Annotated in this window: 15 protein-coding genes; 4 read left to right on the top strand and 11 right to left on the bottom strand. The window is 51.3% G+C overall.

What is annotated here, in order from left to right; genetic code table 11:
• A partial coding sequence (locus ACESLU_RS03980) for a thymidylate synthase (RefSeq protein ID WP_372635457.1) occupies positions 1-149 on the bottom strand: 149 nt, incomplete at its 3' end.
• Positions 150-229: 80 nt separating this feature from the next.
• Complete coding sequence (mgtE, locus tag ACESLU_RS03975) at positions 230-1,612, bottom strand: magnesium transporter (RefSeq protein WP_372635452.1); 1,383 nt, start codon at positions 1,610-1,612, stop codon at positions 230-232.
• A gap of 385 nt (positions 1,613-1,997) precedes the next feature.
• On the opposite strand from mgtE, the gene trkA reads away from it, so the two are divergent.
• Together trkA and ACESLU_RS03965 are read left to right on the top strand one after the other, a co-directional pair.
• The gene (trkA, locus tag ACESLU_RS03970) at positions 1,998-3,347 is read left to right on the top strand and encodes a Trk system potassium transporter TrkA (protein WP_372635449.1); all 1,350 of its coding nucleotides are present in this window, start codon (positions 1,998-2,000) and stop codon (positions 3,345-3,347) included.
• On the top strand, positions 3,347-4,861 hold the full coding sequence (locus ACESLU_RS03965; RefSeq protein ID WP_372635446.1) for a TrkH family potassium uptake protein: 1,515 nt from the start codon (positions 3,347-3,349) through the stop codon (positions 4,859-4,861). The genes trkA and ACESLU_RS03965 overlap by 1 nt, the downstream gene beginning before the upstream one ends.
• Before the next feature lie 153 nt (positions 4,862-5,014).
• On the opposite strand, the gene ACESLU_RS03960 is transcribed toward ACESLU_RS03965, so the two are convergent.
• A complete protein-coding gene (locus ACESLU_RS03960) occupies positions 5,015-7,537 on the bottom strand; it encodes an RND family transporter (protein WP_372635443.1) in 2,523 nt (840 codons plus the stop codon).
• A gap of 84 nt (positions 7,538-7,621) precedes the next feature.
• A complete protein-coding gene (locus ACESLU_RS03955; protein WP_372635441.1) occupies positions 7,622-8,398 on the bottom strand; it encodes a DUF3047 domain-containing protein in 777 nt (258 codons plus the stop codon).
• A gap of 506 nt (positions 8,399-8,904) precedes the next feature.
• On the opposite strand from ACESLU_RS03955, the gene ACESLU_RS03950 reads away from it, so the two are divergent.
• Together ACESLU_RS03950 and ACESLU_RS03945 are read left to right on the top strand one after the other, a co-directional pair.
• Entirely contained in the window at positions 8,905-9,378 is a 474-nt protein-coding gene (locus ACESLU_RS03950) for a hypothetical protein (RefSeq protein ID WP_372635439.1), read from the top strand.
• A 5-nt stretch (positions 9,379-9,383) separates the two neighbouring features.
• Entirely contained in the window at positions 9,384-10,277 is an 894-nt protein-coding gene (locus tag ACESLU_RS03945) for a hypothetical protein (RefSeq protein WP_372635436.1), read from the top strand.
• Between the two features lie 130 nt (positions 10,278-10,407).
• On the opposite strand, the gene ACESLU_RS03940 is transcribed toward ACESLU_RS03945, so the two are convergent.
• From ACESLU_RS03940 to ACESLU_RS03910, 7 genes are all read right to left on the bottom strand, one after another.
• Entirely contained in the window at positions 10,408-11,172 is a 765-nt protein-coding gene (locus ACESLU_RS03940; RefSeq protein ID WP_372635433.1) for a cytochrome c family protein, read from the bottom strand.
• A gap of 118 nt (positions 11,173-11,290) precedes the next feature.
• Positions 11,291-12,457: a PmoA family protein gene (locus ACESLU_RS03935; protein WP_372635430.1), complete on the bottom strand. Its 1,167-nt coding sequence runs from the start codon at positions 12,455-12,457 to the stop codon at positions 11,291-11,293.
• An 86-nt stretch (positions 12,458-12,543) separates the two neighbouring features.
• Positions 12,544-14,058: a DASS family sodium-coupled anion symporter gene (locus tag ACESLU_RS03930; RefSeq protein ID WP_372635455.1), complete on the bottom strand. Its 1,515-nt coding sequence runs from the start codon at positions 14,056-14,058 to the stop codon at positions 12,544-12,546.
• Between the two features lie 456 nt (positions 14,059-14,514).
• Positions 14,515-15,285 (bottom strand): 3-ketoacyl-ACP reductase, encoded by a 771-nt coding sequence (locus ACESLU_RS03925; RefSeq protein ID WP_372635427.1) that lies wholly within the window; start codon positions 15,283-15,285, stop codon positions 14,515-14,517.
• A gap of 12 nt (positions 15,286-15,297) precedes the next feature.
• Positions 15,298-16,677: a glycosyl hydrolase gene (locus ACESLU_RS03920; RefSeq protein ID WP_372635424.1), complete on the bottom strand. Its 1,380-nt coding sequence runs from the start codon at positions 16,675-16,677 to the stop codon at positions 15,298-15,300.
• Positions 16,678-16,881: 204 nt separating this feature from the next.
• The gene (locus ACESLU_RS03915; protein ID WP_372635422.1) at positions 16,882-18,042 is read right to left on the bottom strand and encodes a Gfo/Idh/MocA family protein; all 1,161 of its coding nucleotides are present in this window, start codon (positions 18,040-18,042) and stop codon (positions 16,882-16,884) included.
• Between the two features lie 241 nt (positions 18,043-18,283).
• Complete coding sequence (locus ACESLU_RS03910; protein WP_372635419.1) at positions 18,284-18,748, bottom strand: dimethylsulfonioproprionate lyase family protein; 465 nt, start codon at positions 18,746-18,748, stop codon at positions 18,284-18,286.
• Positions 18,749-19,075: the final 327 nt, after the last annotated feature.

Below are 19,075 nucleotides of genomic sequence, written 5' to 3'. Positions count from 1 at the left end.
ACTTTCTTGGTGGTAAGCAGCGGGAAACCTTCCGACAAATCCACCTTGTAGAATTCAGAAAAACTGGAAATAGTGTCGGTACCGGTCCTATTCGATTTTCGCACTCCGTTTTTCAACACATTTTCAACCAGATCTAAATATTGTTTCATGAGTTTCTGCCTTTTAATCCAATGTTTGCATTAACCTGTATAAATCACAAATTGATAAAATGGTATCCCCCCGGGTCCCGCTACAGGACAATGCCTTCAAGCAGGGCGATGGCAATCGAAAAATAAATAATAATTCCCGTTACGTCACTCAGTGTCGAAACAAAAGGTGCTGACGTTACCGCCGGATCCAGTCCCATTTTAGACAGGGCAAACGGCAGCATTGATCCGCTTAAATTGCCCCATAAAACAACACCGATAAGACTTAGTCCCACCACCACCGCGCTAAGAATCAATTCCTGTGTCAGCGTATCACTGGTCATATAACCCCAGCCGATGATGACAAAAAAACCGATGACCGCCATGATCAATCCCAGTATGAGCCCCGAAAGCAGCTCGCGTCCCAATACTTTTAGCCATTCGTTCATGTCTATGTCATCGGTGGAAAGAGCGCGGATAATCAGCGTTGCCGCCTGCGTGCCCGAGTTTCCGCCGGTGGAAATAATCATCGGGATAAAGAGCGACAGGAATACGGCATTGGCAATAACGCTTTCGTAAGCGCCCATAGCGGTAGTCGTGAACAGCTGTCCCACAAACAGGAAGGCCAGCCACCCGATGCGCTTTTTGATCATCTCAAAGATCGTCGTTTGCGAATAGTAGTCATCCAGCACATCCATACCGGCCATGAGCTGCATATCCTCCGTGGTCTCCTCCTCGGCCACGTCAATAATATCATCCACGGTAACAATGCCCACCAGTATGCCATCGGAATCAACGACCGGCATGGCCACCCGGTCATATTTACTGAGCATTTTTACCGCATCCTCCTGGTCATCGAAAGCGCTGAGAGCCTCAAAACTTTCGTCCATGAGCGACGAGATCGGGGCCTCCGGGTCGGCCAGGATAAGCTGGTTCAGCCGCAGGTCATCGATCAGATGTTCCTCTTCATCCACCACATAGATTACATTCACCGTTTCAGCACTCTGCCCGAACCTTCGGATGTTGTCCATACCCCTCTGGATGGTCCAGTCCCTTCGAATTTTCACGTATCGGGGCGTCATCAGGCGACCCACACTTTCCTCCGGGTAGCCCAGCAACTTTTGCACCTGCTTGCGGTCCTCGACCTCCATGGAGTTCATGACCCGCTGGGTGAGGTTGCCGGGCAGCTCTTCCATCAGCGCTACACGCTCGTCGGGCTCCAAATTCGACATTACGTCGCTGAGCTGCTGGGCGGTAAACATATCCAGCAGCTCCATCCCCTTACCCGAACTCAGGAAGGTAAAAACATCCGCGGCCTTCTGCTTTTTGAGCAGCCGGAAGATAACGATCGCCACCTCCGCCTCCAGCTCTTCCAGGAGCTTCGCGACATCGACCGCCGGAACATCATTGAGAATATCCTTCAGAGCCACCCAATCCTTGGCCTCAATCAGTTCATCGAATTCAGGTTTTAACAGGTCAACGATCATGAAAATACGTAGCTTTCCGGTTGGCAGGATATGCGCCTAAGAATCGCACTAATTACGTAAAAAAACAAGCTTTCATTAAACTTCCAATCAAAGATTTTCCTTACCACCGGCTTTCTTCTTTAAATCACGGTATCCTCTTCGCTCTGTCACCTCTAATGGACGAGGGTTTTTAAAAATAAGGGACTTTTCCCAAGGTCGGGACCAGGGGAGATTAGAACCGCAGCCTATAGAGTCTATAGATAGTCCCCATATAAGGATTTCCACCGGCCGGTAACGCCGGCACCGGACAAAAGCCCATTTTTGGAAAGTACTATTGACTATGGTTGCGATTGTGATTACACTTTTCGACTTTTAGCGTACTTCTTAATGAAACCGGAGTTACGATTTGAAAATTGTTATCATAGGAGCCGGAGAGATCGGCTATGATCTGGCCAGCATGCTTTCAAACGAAAAGCACGACGTGGTTGTGCTTGATCGCGATAAAGATGCCCTGAAAAAGGTTTCCGACAACCTTGACGTGCTTTACTTCGAGGGCAACGCAACTTCGGCGAAAGACCTCGTAGATGCCGGCGTCAAGGATGCCGATATTCTTATTGCCGTAACCAGTATCGACGAGGTGAATATGATTGCCTCCATGATGAGCAAGCGCCTCGGTGCTGAGAAGGTCATCGCCCGCATTCGAAGCGACGAGTTGTCCCGTCCCAACGCCCCCTTGAAATCAACCGACCTGGGCATTGACGTGCTTATCCACCCTGAGCAAAGCGCCGCCATGGAGATTGTGCGTCTGATTAAGCGGGCGTCTGCCAGCGATCTCGTAAACCTGGCAGACGGGCAGATGCAGATGATTGGGCTGCGTATCGGCAAAGCCTCTCCCCTGGTGGGAAAAACGCTGGTTGAGTATGCCGAAGAATTCCCGGAGATCACCTTCCGGGTCGTGGCCATCTCCCGCAAAGGAATGACCATCATTCCCAGCGGGTCGGTTCGCATTCAGGCGTATGACCAGCTGTTTCTGCTGGCCAAAACCGAAGTCATTCCAGAGGTCATCGAGACGACCGGCAAGCCGGATATTGAGATCAGCCGCATCATGATTGCCGGCGGGACGCCCATCGGGGCTATGATCGCACGCACGCTCTGCCAGGAGGACAAAAACTGGAATATTAAACTTATCGAACCGGACCACGATACCGCCGTGGAACTGGCACAGGAGCTTAAAGATGTCTTAGTGCTCAATGGCAATCCCACCGATCCGGACCTGTTGGCGACGGAGGGCATTACCGATACGGATGCTTTTATTTCGGTGACCGAGGATGAGGAATCAAATATCATTTCATGCCTCATGGCCAAGCACCTCGAAGTAAAAAAGACGGTGGCCCTGGTTTCCAAGCCCGACTATATACCGCTTAGTCAGACGATCGGACTGGATGCCGCCATCAACAAAAAATCGGCGGCCTCGAACGAAATTCACCGCCACGTGCGCGGGGGACTGGTTATTTCCGTGAAGGCGCTGCAGGGGATCAAGGCCGAAGTGATTGAACTGCAGGCGGCTCCCAAATCGAAGGTTGTCAAAAAACCCATTCGCAATGTCCGGTTCCCCGAGGGGTGTGTGGTCGGGGGCATTCTCAGTAACGGGTCTTCGGAGATCGCGACGGGACAGTCACAGATCAAAGCCAACGACCGGGTTATTATTTTCTGCCTTCCCGAAGCTGTGGATAACGTAACTTCACTTTTCAAATAATGCAGACCTCCTCCATAAAAAGCTTTTTACGGCCGCAAATCGACTTTCTTACGGTTCTGGGTATCCTGGGATCCTTTATCTTTTTCCTGGGATTTGCACTGCTGACCCCCATGATCATTGCCCTTATTTATGAGGAGAAAGTATGGCATACCTTTTTGTCGTCAGCTTCCATCGCTTTTGTGGCAGGCGGAAGCCTGTACTATTTTTTCAAGTCTGATCAGGAACTGCGCATCCGCGAGGGGTTCCTGGTCGTCAGCCTCACCTGGCTGTTTTTGTCACTGGTCGGGGCCCTGCCCTTCGTCATATCCGGCATACTGCCCAGCTATACCGACGCCGTATTCGAGACGATGAGCGGACTTTCCACCACCGGGGCTACGATCTTCGGAGGGGAAACCAGCAGCGGCTTTATGAACCCCCAGATTGAATCGCTGCCGATGAGCATGTTGTTCTGGCGGTCTATGGCCCACTGGCTGGGCGGCATGGGAATCATTGTCCTGACACTTGCCATCCTCCCGCTGCTGGGCATTGGCGGCATGCAGCTCTTCCAGGCCGAATCGCCCGGACCCACGACCGACAAGCTTACCCCGCGCGTGCAGGAGACGGCCAAGCTTCTCTGGGGGGTCTATGTGGCGTTCACCGGCATCGAATTCCTGCTGTTGTGGGTCCACCCTTCGATGGACTGGTTTGACGCTCTCAATCACGCTTTTGCCACCCTGGCCACCGGGGGATTTTCAACCAAGAACGCCAGCATCCAGGCCTTCGATTCCGCCTATATCGATTCAGTCATCACCCTTTTTATGTTTTTAGCGGGAATCAGTTTCGCCATGCACTTCCGATTGCTTCGCGGGGATACCCAGTCGTTCTTTAACAACCGGGAAACGCGTTTCTACACACTTATAACAGGGGTCAGTATTCTGGTCGTAAGCGCTTCGCTCTGGCTTTTCGACGAGTATTCCATCGGAAGTGCCTTGCAGTATGGCGCTTTCCAGGTCGTCGCCATTGTGACGACCACGGGCTTTGGGACAGATGACTACGAACTATGGTATTCGTTCGGCAGTTTCTTCCTTTTCCTGCTTTTCTTTGCGGGGGGCTGTGCGGGCTCAACGGGCGGGGGACCCAAGATGATCCGGTGGATGATTATTATTCGCAACTCTTTTCGCGAATTCGAGCAGATCGTGCATCCCAAGGCGGTGCTCCCCATCCGCATTGGAAACAAGACCATCGGTGCGGATATCCAGCGGACCGTTCTTAGCTTTTTTGCCCTTTATCTTATCGTTTTTGGTCTCGGAGCCCTGGTCATGGCAACCATGGGCTACGATCTGGAATCCTCGATCGGAGCCAGTATTGCCTGTCTGGGGAACATCGGTCCGGGCTGGGGAGAATTTGGTCCGACGGACAACTACGCCCAGATCCCCTATGTGGGTAAATGGGTGCTTATCTTTATGATGATGGTGGGGCGACTGGAGATTTTTACCGTGCTTCTTATCTTCACGCCCGCATTCTGGAAGCAGTAGAATAGGGTTTTGAAAAATCAGGAACTTTGATAAACATCAACCCTGAGCGAATGCAAAATCACAGCATATAAAGCATATGTGAGGACGTTGTAGGTACGAAGATGCAGCAAGTGGCCAAAAGTACAGTTACGGTTTGGTAAAGCTCGACAGGAGTTAGAACCGAATCCAATCCCGGTCCTCCAACAGCTGAATCAACGCCGGCAAAAAGGTAAGTGCAGCCACCAGGGTCATGCCGATGCCGATGACGGCCATCGCTCCCAGCGACTGCAGTCCCGGATGATTGGTAAACAGCAGTCCGGAAAACCCGAGCATCGTCGTCAGTGAACCAATGGTCACATGCTGTCCCGTGCTGGAGAGTACATCCCACATGCTGCGCTCCCCCTCCTCCCGGTAGCGGCTTGCAAGGTGGACGCCGTTATCCTCCCCGATCCCGAGGATGGCCGGGAGCACCACCAGGTTATAGAAGTTGAACATCATGCCTGTGAGCAGCATGATCCCGAAGAGCCACAGCAAACCGACCAGAAGCGGCAGCATGGCGATGATCGACCATCGCAGCGAACGGAAAGCAAAGAGCATCAGGATAAAGACCATCAGAAAGGTGGCTCCCACCATATAGGGACTCTCACTGCGCATCAGGTCCAGCATTTCAGCCGCAATGATAGAGGTGCTGGCGGCATAAAATGTTTCTCCGCTGTCCAGCGTTATTTCACCAATGTCGTCCTTAAAGGCAATGGACTGCTCCCCGTCCGCAAGTCCCACACTGGGGTAGACGATGACAAAATTGCCGATCTCCCCCTCTTTGGTCACAAACTGATCTTTAAAATAGTCCGGTATCTGATCGATATCCAGACGACTTTTGGTCTGTGCCGCACGCCGCAGCTTATCCAGCTGCGGATCGTCCTGGTCTCTGATAAAGGGGTCGTTGAGCAGCTCCCGAATACGGGCGATCTCTTCTAATTTTCTCTGGGCACCGTCCTCCGAGGGAGGAAAACGTTCCGGAAGCGCTTCTACATCCTGTATAGTGGGACTGGTGGTGTCGGTTTCCATCTTGTGGCGGATTTTGCCCAGAATTTCTATCACCTGCTGCTGATTATCCGCCAGGATATAAGCCGGGTTACGCCGGTCCGATTGCTCGACATCGCCGGTAAATTTATTGTAGGCCTGGTATTCGGGGAATTCGGGTTCCAGCTCTCCAAAATCGTATTGAAAACCTAACCCGGGAGCATTTATTCCAACGAATAGGGCAATAAGGATACCCGTAATTACCACCGAACGGGCCATGGGAAAACGGTTAAACAGACTGGGTTTTTGCTTTTGGGAATCCCGGTTTACGTTCAACAGCATCCAGTCATAGCGCTCGAGCAGGACCAGCAGCGAGGGCATCACAAAAAGCATACAGGAGAGCGCCAGGATAATACCCGATCCCGCGATAAACCCAAATTCGGAAAACCCCCTGAAGCGGGCGATAATTAACACAAAGAGTGAAAATGCCGTCGTCAGTCCGCTCACGACAATGGCCGAACCCGTATTGTCATAGGTTTCGTACAAGGCATCCAAAATCGGTTTGCCCCCGGAACGAAATTCGATATAGCGGGCGTAAAAATGAATGCCGTAATCGATCCCCATACCAAACAGGATTACAAACAGCACGGACGTCATCGTATTAAGCGTACCCAGTACAAAATAGGTGATACCGAACGTCCACGCCAGGCTCACCAACAGCGGAAGTCCGATCACTATGACCGGCACCGGCATACGGATCAGGTGCTCCCAGAAACGATGTTGTCTACCTTCCGAATCTCCTCTCCGGTAGTTGACATACTTTTTAATAAAGAAATAGATCATTACCAGAAGAATGACGCTGGATATGCCCGAGGCAAAGCTGTTGAACACATCATTCATAATAGAGTCAATTTCCGACAAATGACGCTTCAGACGTCCCCCGTACCGCACCTCCATTTCACTGTTATACGATTGCGGGTTAATCGCTCCCAACAGCAAATCATAGGAGGCAAACATATTGCGCAAATAATCCAGATTGCTTTTGGAGCCGGTGGGAAACAGCTTAAAGACCATGACCGTACTATCCGGGCTGACGGGATATTCGGGGGGGATCAGGGCTTCATAACTTTGCTCAAAAGCCTGAAGCTCTTCATCCGCCTCCGCATCATCTCCGCCCTCCCCCTCTTCCTCTTCCCCGAAGTCCACCAAAAAAGGATTCGCGCCCTCTTTGGCCGACTGAATTTCGTCTTTCAAATAGGCTTCTATATCATTTAGCTCATCAGGCGTGGCAAAATACAGCGCATTATCCCGTAAAAAGGCCGTTTCCTTGCGAAACTCCGCCCGTTCGAAGAAATGCCGGTCATGCTGCTCGTCATATAATTTCAGGCTTTTTTCTATCAGATCCTCGGCAAATCGTTTGTTATCCTCAAAGCTGGGGGACTTGATGGCCACTTCCATGGCGGTTTCCCCTCCGACGGTCTCCTGCAGCTCCTCCAATGCTATGACATGCGGATTTTTTTTGGGTAAAAGATTGGCGAGGTCGGTGTCAATGGTCAGCTTAACGGCAAAGTTCCCCAGCACTATTGCCAGCAGTATCGTAACACTCAATACCCAATACGGGTACTTGTAGTTGTACTTTATAAGCGGACGAAAAAAATGTAGAATCTTATCCATTAACTCCGGATCAAAATAGCAATTAAATCAGCGGTGAAGTTAAACATTTTCACAGAACTTATTTAATTTCTATTATTTTTCACTTTATCGGGACTTCAGCATGAGATCATCGTAGTCGGCCATAACCCACGATCCCGTGCTGTCTCCATCGCTCATGATCAGGATGGCCATGGGCGTCTTGGGAGGATCGTCCCCGAACAGCCGGCGATAATCTTCTACAAGATTACGTTCAAACGTAATCCATTTCCCGGTATCTTTCCTGCCGGACTTCACAACGACTATTTGCTGGTTACCGAACAGCTTCGAGGTGTTGGTCCCCTTGTCAAGCGATGTACTCCATGTATATCGTATGGTTTTGGGTACTTTTTTAAACAGTGCTACGCGTCCCATGTCAAAAACCACATACACACTGGCGACGGAGTCGTTGTAATCGTCGTTGTCTTCGCGGGCGTTCTTTGGCAGCTTATGAGCTCTCACCTTCCAGGAAAGGACCGGCGTATCATAAATATTGATATTGTAGATGTTGTCTTTATCCTTATTTATCAACGGGAGATTGATATGTTTGGCCCTGGAGCCTTTATACCGTAAAAACTTGTTAGTTTTGGAATCGTCCTTGTTTACAACCTCGTATAAATACTGCTCGCTAAAGGACTTATCATGATTAACCAGTCTCTTGTTACCGTCCCGATCGTACCATTTATGGGGAAGTGAGCCAACCGTGTCGTTTTCAAAATTTTCCAGCAGCACATTTCCGTTATCCAGGTGAGTGGGCTGTTGCGCCATGGACGTGTAGGTATGTCCAAGGCTGAAGATTAATAGCAAAAGAAAATAATGTGAAATCTGTGTATCTGTTTGATGCATAAATAAGTCCATTGATTCTGTAAATTGTATAATTACCCATGTAAGAGTCTCCCCGTGCAAATAGTTGATAGTAGAGGGTAACTATACAAAAGTTGCTATATCAACGTTTACCATTACATTTTATTTCTGTCGGCAGCCGTACTCCCGCAGGGTGCGTGTCCCGGTATAAAACACAAAATCCACCGAAATCCCCATCGAAGAATCTGTCCGCAAGCAGAGTTCTCCCTCTCCCGAGTGCAGACTTGCCGCCTGTTTCGAATAGTTTGGTTTTCTCGTTTTTAAGAAAATACCAGCATGACCGGAAAACGAGTGAACTCGCAAACCTGTCCCGTGCGGCCTTGCCGTAGCAGAATATTTTGAGGTACAGCACCGCAGAGAGACTCATTTAGAAAGTTCTGGAGGTCACCTTCTAAAAATGATCGAAAACTGCTAAATTTGCGTTGCTGTCTAAGCTGGAGAGACTGGCATTACATAAAGTAACATTTTAAAATTCTGTTGGCGAATTGATGTTCACAAAATACAAGCGAATTATAGGAGCCGTTTTACTGCTTAATATCCTTCTGGTAGCTACCCACGAGGGAGAATTTTGGCCATTTAGTATCTATCCCATGTTTTCCCAGGCCGGGAAACCATGGTCCCGCGGCGTTGTCGAGGATGTCCGTGATACCACCCGAACGGACCTCTGGGAGACCAAGCCCATTGAAGCAATAAACCATCGCATCCTGCCCCTTGAGGATTACGGTATTCATGAAATTGATTTCGCCAACTACATATCAAAAACCCAGAACTGGAATGCCCAAAAGATAAACGGGCTCAGAAGTACGTTCCAGATAAGCGACTATCCCGGCGAAATGTGGATGGCCACCCGGGTCGTCGGCTCCATTAACGAACAGGACTCTGTGGTAATCAAGGCTATTCCCATGTTCCTCTTTAGCGCCGACAGTACCTATAAGAACCCTAATCTATTTCCCAATAAGTAAATCAGATGGATCGTTTACTCAGGAATTTATTCCATTTTGAGGCGCCGCAATCAACCGGGACCAAAATCCAGCTCCGCGCTTTTGAATTCTTCACTGTTATCTATACGCTGCTCTATACCTGGGAGTGGGCACTGTATGTCCCCCGGCTGAGCGACGTCGTCCTCCCCCTCGGAGTGGCCAACTACCTGAATGTTGAATTTTTTTTTGGTGAACTGGCTACGGTCAACGCCATCATCATTACCCTCAGCTGCCTGATACCTCTTTTATTTAAACGCCTTCGCTGGCTGTATGTGCCGGCATTCCTCCTGTTCCACCTGCAGTATGTGACGCGTTTTTCGCAGGGCGAAATTCCCCACAGCGCCAATCTTGTCGGCTTCAGCTTACTGGGATTAGCCCTTGCCGCTGTTTTTGTCAGGGATATAAAAAAATCATTGCCCTTTGCTTTTGGGTTTACCCTGTTTTTTCTCGGCCTGGGGTATACGTCCGCCGGGATCAGTAAGCTTGTTGCCACCGGCATCACCTGGCCCGACGGACACCACCTGTGGCTCTGGATCGGTGAAAAGAGTATTGATATCCTCTCCAAGACCGGCGAGTTTCAGCTTAACTGGCTCCAGGAGCTGGCTTTGAGCAGCAGATTCATTGCCACAGTCATTTTAACGTTCGGCCTGGCTGCCGAACTCCTCGGCTACCTCGTCTGGTGGAAGCATTTGCGTCCATATATCACGTTAGCGCTTATCGGGATGCACATAGGTATCGATTTGACTATGAATATCTTCTTCAAGACATTTACCATCCAGCTTATCATCATGGGCTTTCACTGGAATCGTTATATCAATAACATCAGCAATCGCTTGCGTTCGCTCCCGCTTAAGGCTTTAGGACGTTATCTTCTTTATTAAATAATGATGTTTCTTTTGGTTTGATCCAAAAGAAACACAAAAGATCAAGGCTCAGAAAACTCAGGAATCAGATTTCGCCGGTGCTCCGGAAAATACTTTAGCCAAAGTACCGACAATTACTCAAATATAACTAATATTCCTCAGACAGGGTTTTGATATACAGGACCATCGATTCCATTTCCCTGTCGGAGAGAATTCCCCTAAATGAGGGCATCTCCCCGGAATATCCCTCCACGATCCTGGCTTCCGGCTCCAGCAGGGATTCCCGGATATATTCTTTATCAGCAATTGCAGATGACTCATCTTCAAAATGCTGTTCAGAGCCAAAAAGTCCCTGCAGCGTGGGACCAATCATGCCATCTGTTGCTCCATCCGTGGAATGGCAGCCCATACACCCCAGCCGCTGGTACAATCCTTTACCCCGCGCTGCAGAGGCCGGCTTATCGGGCTCATTGTCAGCCATTTGGATTTCATCCTCATTGTCGAAAGCCAGCTCCCGGGCATCGAGGTCAAGGAATCCTTCTGCTTCCAGATCCGGCTCTACGATATCATTTACGGTAAACCAGAGATCGTCATCCATCACGGAGCCGCCGGCGGCTTTCAGATCGTAGGAAACCTCCATCTGCATCACCTCCTGCATATCGGGGATAGCCAGAAACACCGCCTTCCGGTCGGCGGATAGATGCGCCGAAAAAACCGGCATCAGCTCTTCGCCGGGCGAGCCGTCCAGTTTAAAATGGCCGGATCCGTAGTTTTCCGTGCGTTGATAATTCCATCTTTTGGCCTGGTAATTGCCCGGGTTTGTTGCCGCTTCCTCATCCAGTTCAGTATCAAACCGAATGACAATCCCCCCGTTGCGGGCACGGAAACTTTGCGGGAGCAGGCTGAAACGCATCCAAATCTATGCTTCCAAATATAACTCGCCTCGTCTTTTTAATAAAGAACCCTATAATATAGAAACATGCACAACATCTTTATCTATATCTATATCCGGAAAACGCACAAATTACGATCTATTCTTTTTCAACGGTTACCCCCGGAGGATAGGCATAGTCGTTCCACAGGCGGTTGAGTTTTTCGGGATCCGGTTCCCCGTCGTAGGTAACATAGCGGTAACGCATAACGTAGGGCGATCCCGGTTCTATAGCCATTTCACCGAGCTGCATGGGAGCAAATACAAAATACGGGGTTTCAGGATGAATGCGAACCGGCTGCGGGGCCCGGTAGTTGTCCGGGTGACTCAGTACCGCGATCCCTGCTCGTTTGCCGTCCACCACCCCTCCCATATGCGCCCATCGCGCCCGGGTTTCATTGGCCGCACTGCGATCGTGTCCCCGGGAAGTCAGAAAAGTTGCATTATCGGGATTATCCCAGTTTTGGTGTCCCCGGAAGCCCATGCCTCCATAATGATATTCCGGCAGGATGAGCGGCTGAGCCGTATTCGCAGTATGCGTCAGGGTCAGGTCAAACATAAGGTAATCAGTACGGTTTCCAGCATCATAGACCTTCATTTCCCATTCTTCGTTAACCGCAATGACAGGAGCCGAGGAAGTCAGATCCACAAAATAATGTTTGGCTTTCAGTCCCCCGTGCACCGGCCCTTCCCAGGCGACCTCAATCGAGTCCTGGTCCACCAGCGCAGTCTTTTGCTGAATATTCCAAAAATCGGGCGTGCGTCCCTGAAACTCGGTGTTGGTCCACGCCGACCAAATCCCGTAATGATGAGGGTGCATTGCCGTATCCAGGTGATTGGTTAATACCGTGCCCCCGGGCGAGTACACCGGATGCAGGTATCCCCCGCGCTCGTACCGCTCATCCAGTTCCCCGGGCGGGTTGTTTTTCCCGTGATAGTAGGAGAGCACGGGATGCTCCCCTGCGTTAAACGTGATCGTATTCGTATCTATGGCACGGGTGACCCCGCTACCGCCGACGGGTTCGGTGGACTCGGTATCCAGGCTATAGCTCTTCGAAGAACCAGCGGAAAGCGACTCCAGCAGGAACCAGCCTTTATTTTGCTCATCCACCTGCAGGAGCGACTGGTTGCCCGACTCATCCTCCATCGAATAAACGCCGGGAGTGACGGGCTCCGGGAGCGTAAAGGAAACAACCGTCTCCATGCGGTCAAAGCCGCCCGCTGTAACGGTAATGGTATACTGGCCACAGGCTTCCCGAGGCGCCATGATCCCTATTAATATTAATGCGGCAGCGAATAATCCGGTGAGAAAAGAAACAGCTCTATTTTTGGTATACATAGTTAATCAGAAAATCAGGTTAAAAGCATACTGAGACCTTCCGGAACCACCCCAATATCAATTCCAAGAAACAGGGAAAACAGGAAATACGTCAGCAGCGTAATCAACATGGCAAAAAACAGATTCAGCACCAGACCGGCACGCGTCATCTGCGGGATATCCATCACGCCACTACCATAAACGATTGCATTGGGAGGGGTCGCCACTGGAAGCATAAAGGCACAACTTGCCACCATGGCTATGGGAACAGCAAACAGGAGCGGATCCTGTCCTATTCCTATGGCCACCGAACCGATGACCGGCAGGAAAGCCGCAGCGGTCGCAGAGTTGCTCGCCAGTTCCGTAAACATGATAATAATCAGGGCAATGACAAATATAGCTAAAATAACGGGCCAGCCTCCCAAAGCTGCAAAATATCCTCCGACCCATTCGGCCAAACCCGTCCGCTGGATAGCCCCCGCCAGTGAGAGTCCCCCGCCAAAAAGAATCAGGACGCCCCAGGGTATCTTTTCGGCGTCTTTCCAGCGCATGATAAACTTCGACTTGCTGAGATCAACCGGTATAAGAAACAGGATGAGCGCACCGAAAATAGCTATACTGGCATCCGATAGTCCCGGTATCACCTGCGCCAATAGCGGCCGGGTCATCCAGAGCACCGCAACAAGTACAAAGACCCCTCCCACATACTTTTCGGGGCGGCTGATGGTACCCAACCGCTGCATTTCGTCATCGATGTATTCGCGTCCCCCGGGAAGCGTTTTCATTCGAACCGGAAAGACGAGACTTGTCAGGGTGTAAAAGATGATCGGGAGTCCCAGTATCACAACGGGGAGCCCCAGACCCATCCACTGGGCAAAAGTAATTTCCATGCCATAGGCATCATTGACAAAAGCAATCATAAGAGCATTCGTCGGCGTCCCGATCACCGTTCCCAGTCCCCCCACATTCGCCGCATAGGCGATAGCCAACATCAGTGCAACCGCAAAGTTCCGGTTCTGCTGCTGCTTTGCGGCGTCCTGCAGCCCTGCTCCTGTTTTCGTAAGCTGTATAACTGAAAGTCCGATAGGCAGCATCATCATTGTTGCGGCCGTATTGCTTACCCACATACTCATAAACGCCGCGGAAATAATAAAGCCGGCGATAATATTACGGGGCTTGGACCCGATAAAGCTGATAATGTTGAGCGCAATGCGCCGGTGCAGGTCCCACCGCTGCATAGCGATGGCGATAATAAATCCCCCGAGAAAAAGATAGATCATAGGATCAGCATACGGAGCCGCGGAGGCATCGATATCGGCGATCCCCAGAATGGGAAACAATACAAGCGGCAAAAGGGCCGTCCCCGATATCGGAAGTACCTCGGTTACCCACCAGGTGGCCATCAACACGGCTACGGCCGCCGTGCGCCATCCCGCCAAACTCAGTCCCTCCGGCGAACCTGAAAAAAGCATGAGCAGAAAGAGGAACAGCCCCCCCACAAAGCCGATCCATTTGGCCGTGCTTACAGGCTTGTCCTCGACTTCCCCCATCCCAAATTCTTCCTCCTTATCTGATCCCTCAATCTCTTTTTCTTTTGTGTTTTCCTTCATCCGGATTCTGTTTTAAAGAAACCTTTGCAAAACCGTTCTTTTGTTCATTGTCGGCACTATCGGTCGGTTGATATCCTCACATATGGGCTATATGCTGTGGCTGCAACCTCTCTGTGGCCTTGACCTTTCCCGATACTTCGGGACTGGTTTTTCAAAAGCTTCTTAAATTGATGTTATATTGTTGTACGATTTATGGCAAGTGATTAATAACACACTTAGTCTATCAGGTGAATAGGTACTGACATTAAAATTGAAAGGACGGATTGTATCTTTATATGCAGGTACATGCAGGCAAATCCATGGTCCGGATTTCAACGATACCTACTCTTCCGCCTCATGGTCGGCCACACGTAGTGGCCGACCCTTCTAAATCCTGTTGGCATATATATAACAACGTTACAGCCGCTGGACAGACAGTCCCCCGTCAATCATTATCACTTCTCCTGTGGAGTAGGGAAAATCGCCCTCGACCAGTGAAAGGACCCCCTTTCCCACATCCTCGGGATATCCCCAGCGGGGCTGGGCGGTCAGTCCCCCTGCAATCAAGCGGTCGTACTTCTCCGTAACGGCCGAGGTCATATCCGTTTTGATGATGCCCGGACGCACTTCATAGACCGGGATATCATATTCGGCCAGGCGCACCGCCCATATCTTGCTGTGCATAGCCAGTCCCGCTTTTGATATGCAGTACTCCCCTCGTTTGGGGGAGACCACCGTCGCCGAGATGGAACCCACATTCACAATCGTGGCCGAAAAGGACGGGTTCTCCTGCTTCTGGGCAACCATCCAGCGGGCCGCGCCCTGCGTCAGGAAATAGGGTCCCTGCAGGTTGATACGCATCACCCGCTCATAACTTTCCTCCGTGGCCTTCAGCGGGTCTTTTCGCTCCCTGGGCGCCACCCCGGCGTTGTTAACCAATACATTGAGCCGGCCGAAATGCGAGCGGATCTTTTCGATGACGGCGCTGCGGTCATCCGAAGAACTGATATCGCCCTGGCAGTAGATCACCTCGGTACCCGCCGAGCTAAGCTCCTCTAAGGTTTCCTGCACCTGATCTTCCGGGCGCACGCCATTGAACGCAACATTGTAGCCGTTCTCACACAGCTTCCGGCAGATTCCCTTGCCGATGCCGCGTGACCCGCCGGTGACTAAAGCAACTGGTTTCATAGCTCCTCGTGGTTATTGTTTAGCGTTCGGGAAAAAGGTGTAATAGGGACGGTCGTCCGTCATTCGGGACAGATACAGCGCGAGCTCCCGCAGGTGGTAGTCACCCCACATGCTCGATTCCCCGCACGGTATGTTCCGGTCCTCCGGGATGTAATCCCAGCCATTGGGACGGTGATAGACCGAGTGGAGCAGCAGGCCCTGGTGCGATTCGCCCGTACTCAAGTACGGTTCATCCAGCAGCGTCTGCGCCACCGAAAGACCCGCCTGCCAGTAGCGGCTTCCTTTTTCCGGCTCTCCCCTCGACTTTAGGTAATGTCCCAGTCGAAGCAGTCCCTGGGCCCCTATGGCCGCGGCGGAGCTGTCCACCGGCTCCACATCGTTGTAAGGGTCCGCCGGCGCTTCCGTATAGTCTCCCAGCCTGTGCAGCTCCGGCGCTCCCGTATCCCAGTAAGGAATGCCATCCCGGGAGCTGTGCGCAAGATAAAAATCACAGGTCGCCAGGGCCGCCTTGCGCATCATCGACTCGACTTGTTGGCGTCCCCCGTATGGTTCCAGCTCGTCGTCTTCCAGCGTTTCCAGGAATTCCAGCTGCTCGGGGTACCCGCACATCGCCCAGGCCAGCCCGCGCGTCCATGTCGTGAAGGGCGAAAACCCCTGCTGAGAATTCGGGCAGCGAAACTGTCCGTCGGTAACATTAAAGACCGCTTCATGGGCCGTCCGTCCGCTCAGGTCGTAGCGGTCGCGGCCCTCCCCATAATAGATATTGTATTCCGCCGTAGCGCGGGCGTGCTGGATAAGCCGCTCCAATAGTGAAATGGGCTCATCATGCTCTCCATAAAGCACGTGCCCCAACCGGTGGCTAAGGGCCAGTGCGCGCAGGGTCCGAACCGTATCCACAAAGAGCGAGTGGGGACCGTTAAAAGAGTGAATAAATCCACCGCCGTCTGCGATGGGGGTCCACCTGCTGGCCTGAACCGCGCCCGTACTTTTCAGCGCCAGCCTGTAAAACAACTGCTCCCATTCGGTGGCGTCGATGCGTCCCTCCCGGCACAGCCGCCACAGGGCACCATAGGTGCTCACGTTATTAAAGCCGTGATCGTGAACCCCGATATGAGTAATATGGGGAGCCATCTTGTTGACCGTAGCCTCCCGTCCCATTTCCAGGTACTCTGTCTCGCCGGTCGCATCAAACTGGATGATCTCGGACCCAAATTGAAATCCCTGGGTCCACTCGGTCCACCCCCGGGTCGTATACGCCCCGTTCTCGGTAAAAACCGGCGACCCCTGGGAGGTATCATAGTCGCTGCGGATCAGCTGAATCTTTTGGGCCGACAGCTCCCAAAACCGTTGTAAAGGCAGATCTTCCACCTGAAGATCCTGTTGAATATTCATCTTCGTTGTTTTTCTGTTATAATTTTTTGCTTTTCCTGTTTTTAATCATGGACATTAGTCGAAGGTAGAAGGTATTAGGTAATAAGTCCCCGAACGGGCTTCCCATTTTCGATTTTTTATTTTTAATCTTTCATTCCCAATTCTCAATTCCTAATTCCTAATTCCTAATTCCTAATTCCTGATTCCCGTCTTGAACCTACAGCCTTACCCCAGCTCCGGCACCTCAATCCACGCCCGCTGTTCGGACGCTTCGTAGCCGATTTCGGCCAGCTGGACCCCCTTGGCCGCCTCCAGGAGATTCCAGCGGAAGGGATCGTCCTTAACCACGTGGCGTAAAAACAGCTCCCACTGGATTTTAAAAGCGTTGTCAAACTCCTGCTGCTTCGGCATTTTAATCCAGTCGTCATAAAAATTGTGATCCGAATCCACATCCGGATTCCAGACCGGCTTCGGGGTTGCCGAATGGGGCTGGATCCAGACTTCCCGCAGTCCGGCCACCGCCGAACCCCTGGTGCCATCCACCTGGAACGTCACCAGATCATCGCGCCGCACCCGGGTCGTCCACGAGGAATTAAACTGGGCCACGATATCGTCCTCGAGCTCAAAAATCGCGTACGCCGCGTCATCCGCCGTGGCCTCGTAGGGCGTGCCGTCCTCCTCATAGCGCTTGTCAATATGGGTGGTCCCCAGGCAGGAGACCGACTTCACCTCTCCGAAGATATTATCCAGTATGTACCTCCAGTGGCAAAACATATCGAGAATGAGTCCCCCGCCATCCTCCTCCCGGTAGTTCCATGACGGGCGTTGCGCGGCTATGGTATCGCCCTCGAAGACCCAGTAGCCGAAATCAGCCTTCACGGAGAGTATTTTTCCAAAAAAGTCCTGTTGCTTTAGCTGTTTGAGCTGCATCAGGCCGGGCAGCCACAGCTTATCCTGTACCACTCCGTGCTTGACGCCCCCCTCTTCGGCAATGTGATGCAGCTTCACGGCCTCTTCGGTGGTCACCGCGGTGGGTTTTTCGCAGTAGATATGCTTCCCGGCCGACACCGCCTTCTTGACGCTGCCGAACCGCAAGTCGGTCCGCTGCGCATCGAAATAAATATGGTAGTCATCCTCTTCCAGGACCGCATCCAGGTCGGTCGTCCACTCCTCGATGCCGGTCCGCTCCGACAGCTTTTGCAGCTTCACGGGATTGCGTCCCACCAATACCGGACGGGGCATGATCACCTCATCCTCGCTGATCTTCACGCCCCCCTGCTTCATAATTGGTACGATCGACCGCAGCAGATGCTGGTTGGTGCCCATGCGTCCGGTCACCCCGTTCATGATTATTCCTACTGTGTGTGTCGTCAGTTCATCACTCATTGTGTTTCTTTTCTTATCGTTTTTTAAATATTAGCTCCCAATAGTAATTTGTAACACCCAAGAGATGAGTTACTTTTCACTGTTTATTGGTTATTAGTCAGCAGTAGATAGTTCAATAGTTACCGGACCGTTTCCGTATAAAAGGCGGTCGATTGTCAAATCCGATAGTCAAATAACGAATCAACCGTAACCTGAAACACTGCCGCGTGGCATCCGTTCAAATTTCTATTTGCCTGCCAACCTACTCCTTTCCGCCATTATCTTCCGCTCCCTCGGTGCACTGCGGCCAGGCTCCCTCCGGCAGCGCGGGCACGTCTTCTCCTTCCCTGGGCAAGGTTCCCTCCAGCTCCTGCCGCCAGTGGGCCACATCCCCGGCCGGACCGTAGCAATAAATAAATTTAAGTGGGGTTTTTCCGATATTGGTCAGCTGATGAAACTCCTCGGGGGGAATATACACCGTTTGTCCCGAGCGAATCTCCCGGCGCTCCGAGCCGAGGCAAATTTCACCGGTCCCCTCCAGGATCAAATAGATCTCCTCCTGCGGGTGGTTATGCCAGGGCACCTGTCCCCCTTCCGGGTCCAGGGTTACCATGCCCAGCGAAAAGTTTTCCGCCTGGAGGGAGGAGCCTCCTCCCACAATGTTCTTGGTCAGCCGCCGGGCCGGAAATCGCCGCCCTTCGGTCTCATTCAAATCAGATATCTTCATAATAATACTATCAGCCGTGAACTGTATGACAGGGTTAACATTATTGCGGGTATACTTTATCGGTAAAGTGTCAAAAAGTCAACCGGTTTCTTGGTAATTATTTGCAAGTTATTGTGTTCTTTTGCATCAAGAAGTACTTTTATTTTTAAAATCGATACGGGTTCGTATTAAGCGTCTTTCTGTATCAATTTTATCCTCATTTTTATTGGAATCCATTTTAAAAACAATGCAAAAATTTTAATGGGCTACCCCGTTTGTTTCCTTTGACAGATACTTTTGCGTTGGGGGCCGGACGCCCGATTGATCGAAAAAATTATTAAAAATATA

The organism is Fodinibius sp. (assembly GCF_041642155.1).
GTDB lineage: Bacteria > Bacteroidota > Rhodothermia > Balneolales > Balneolaceae > Fodinibius.
The sequence above is the reverse complement of the archived record's forward strand: the minus strand, read 5'-3'. Positions and strand labels throughout refer to the sequence as shown.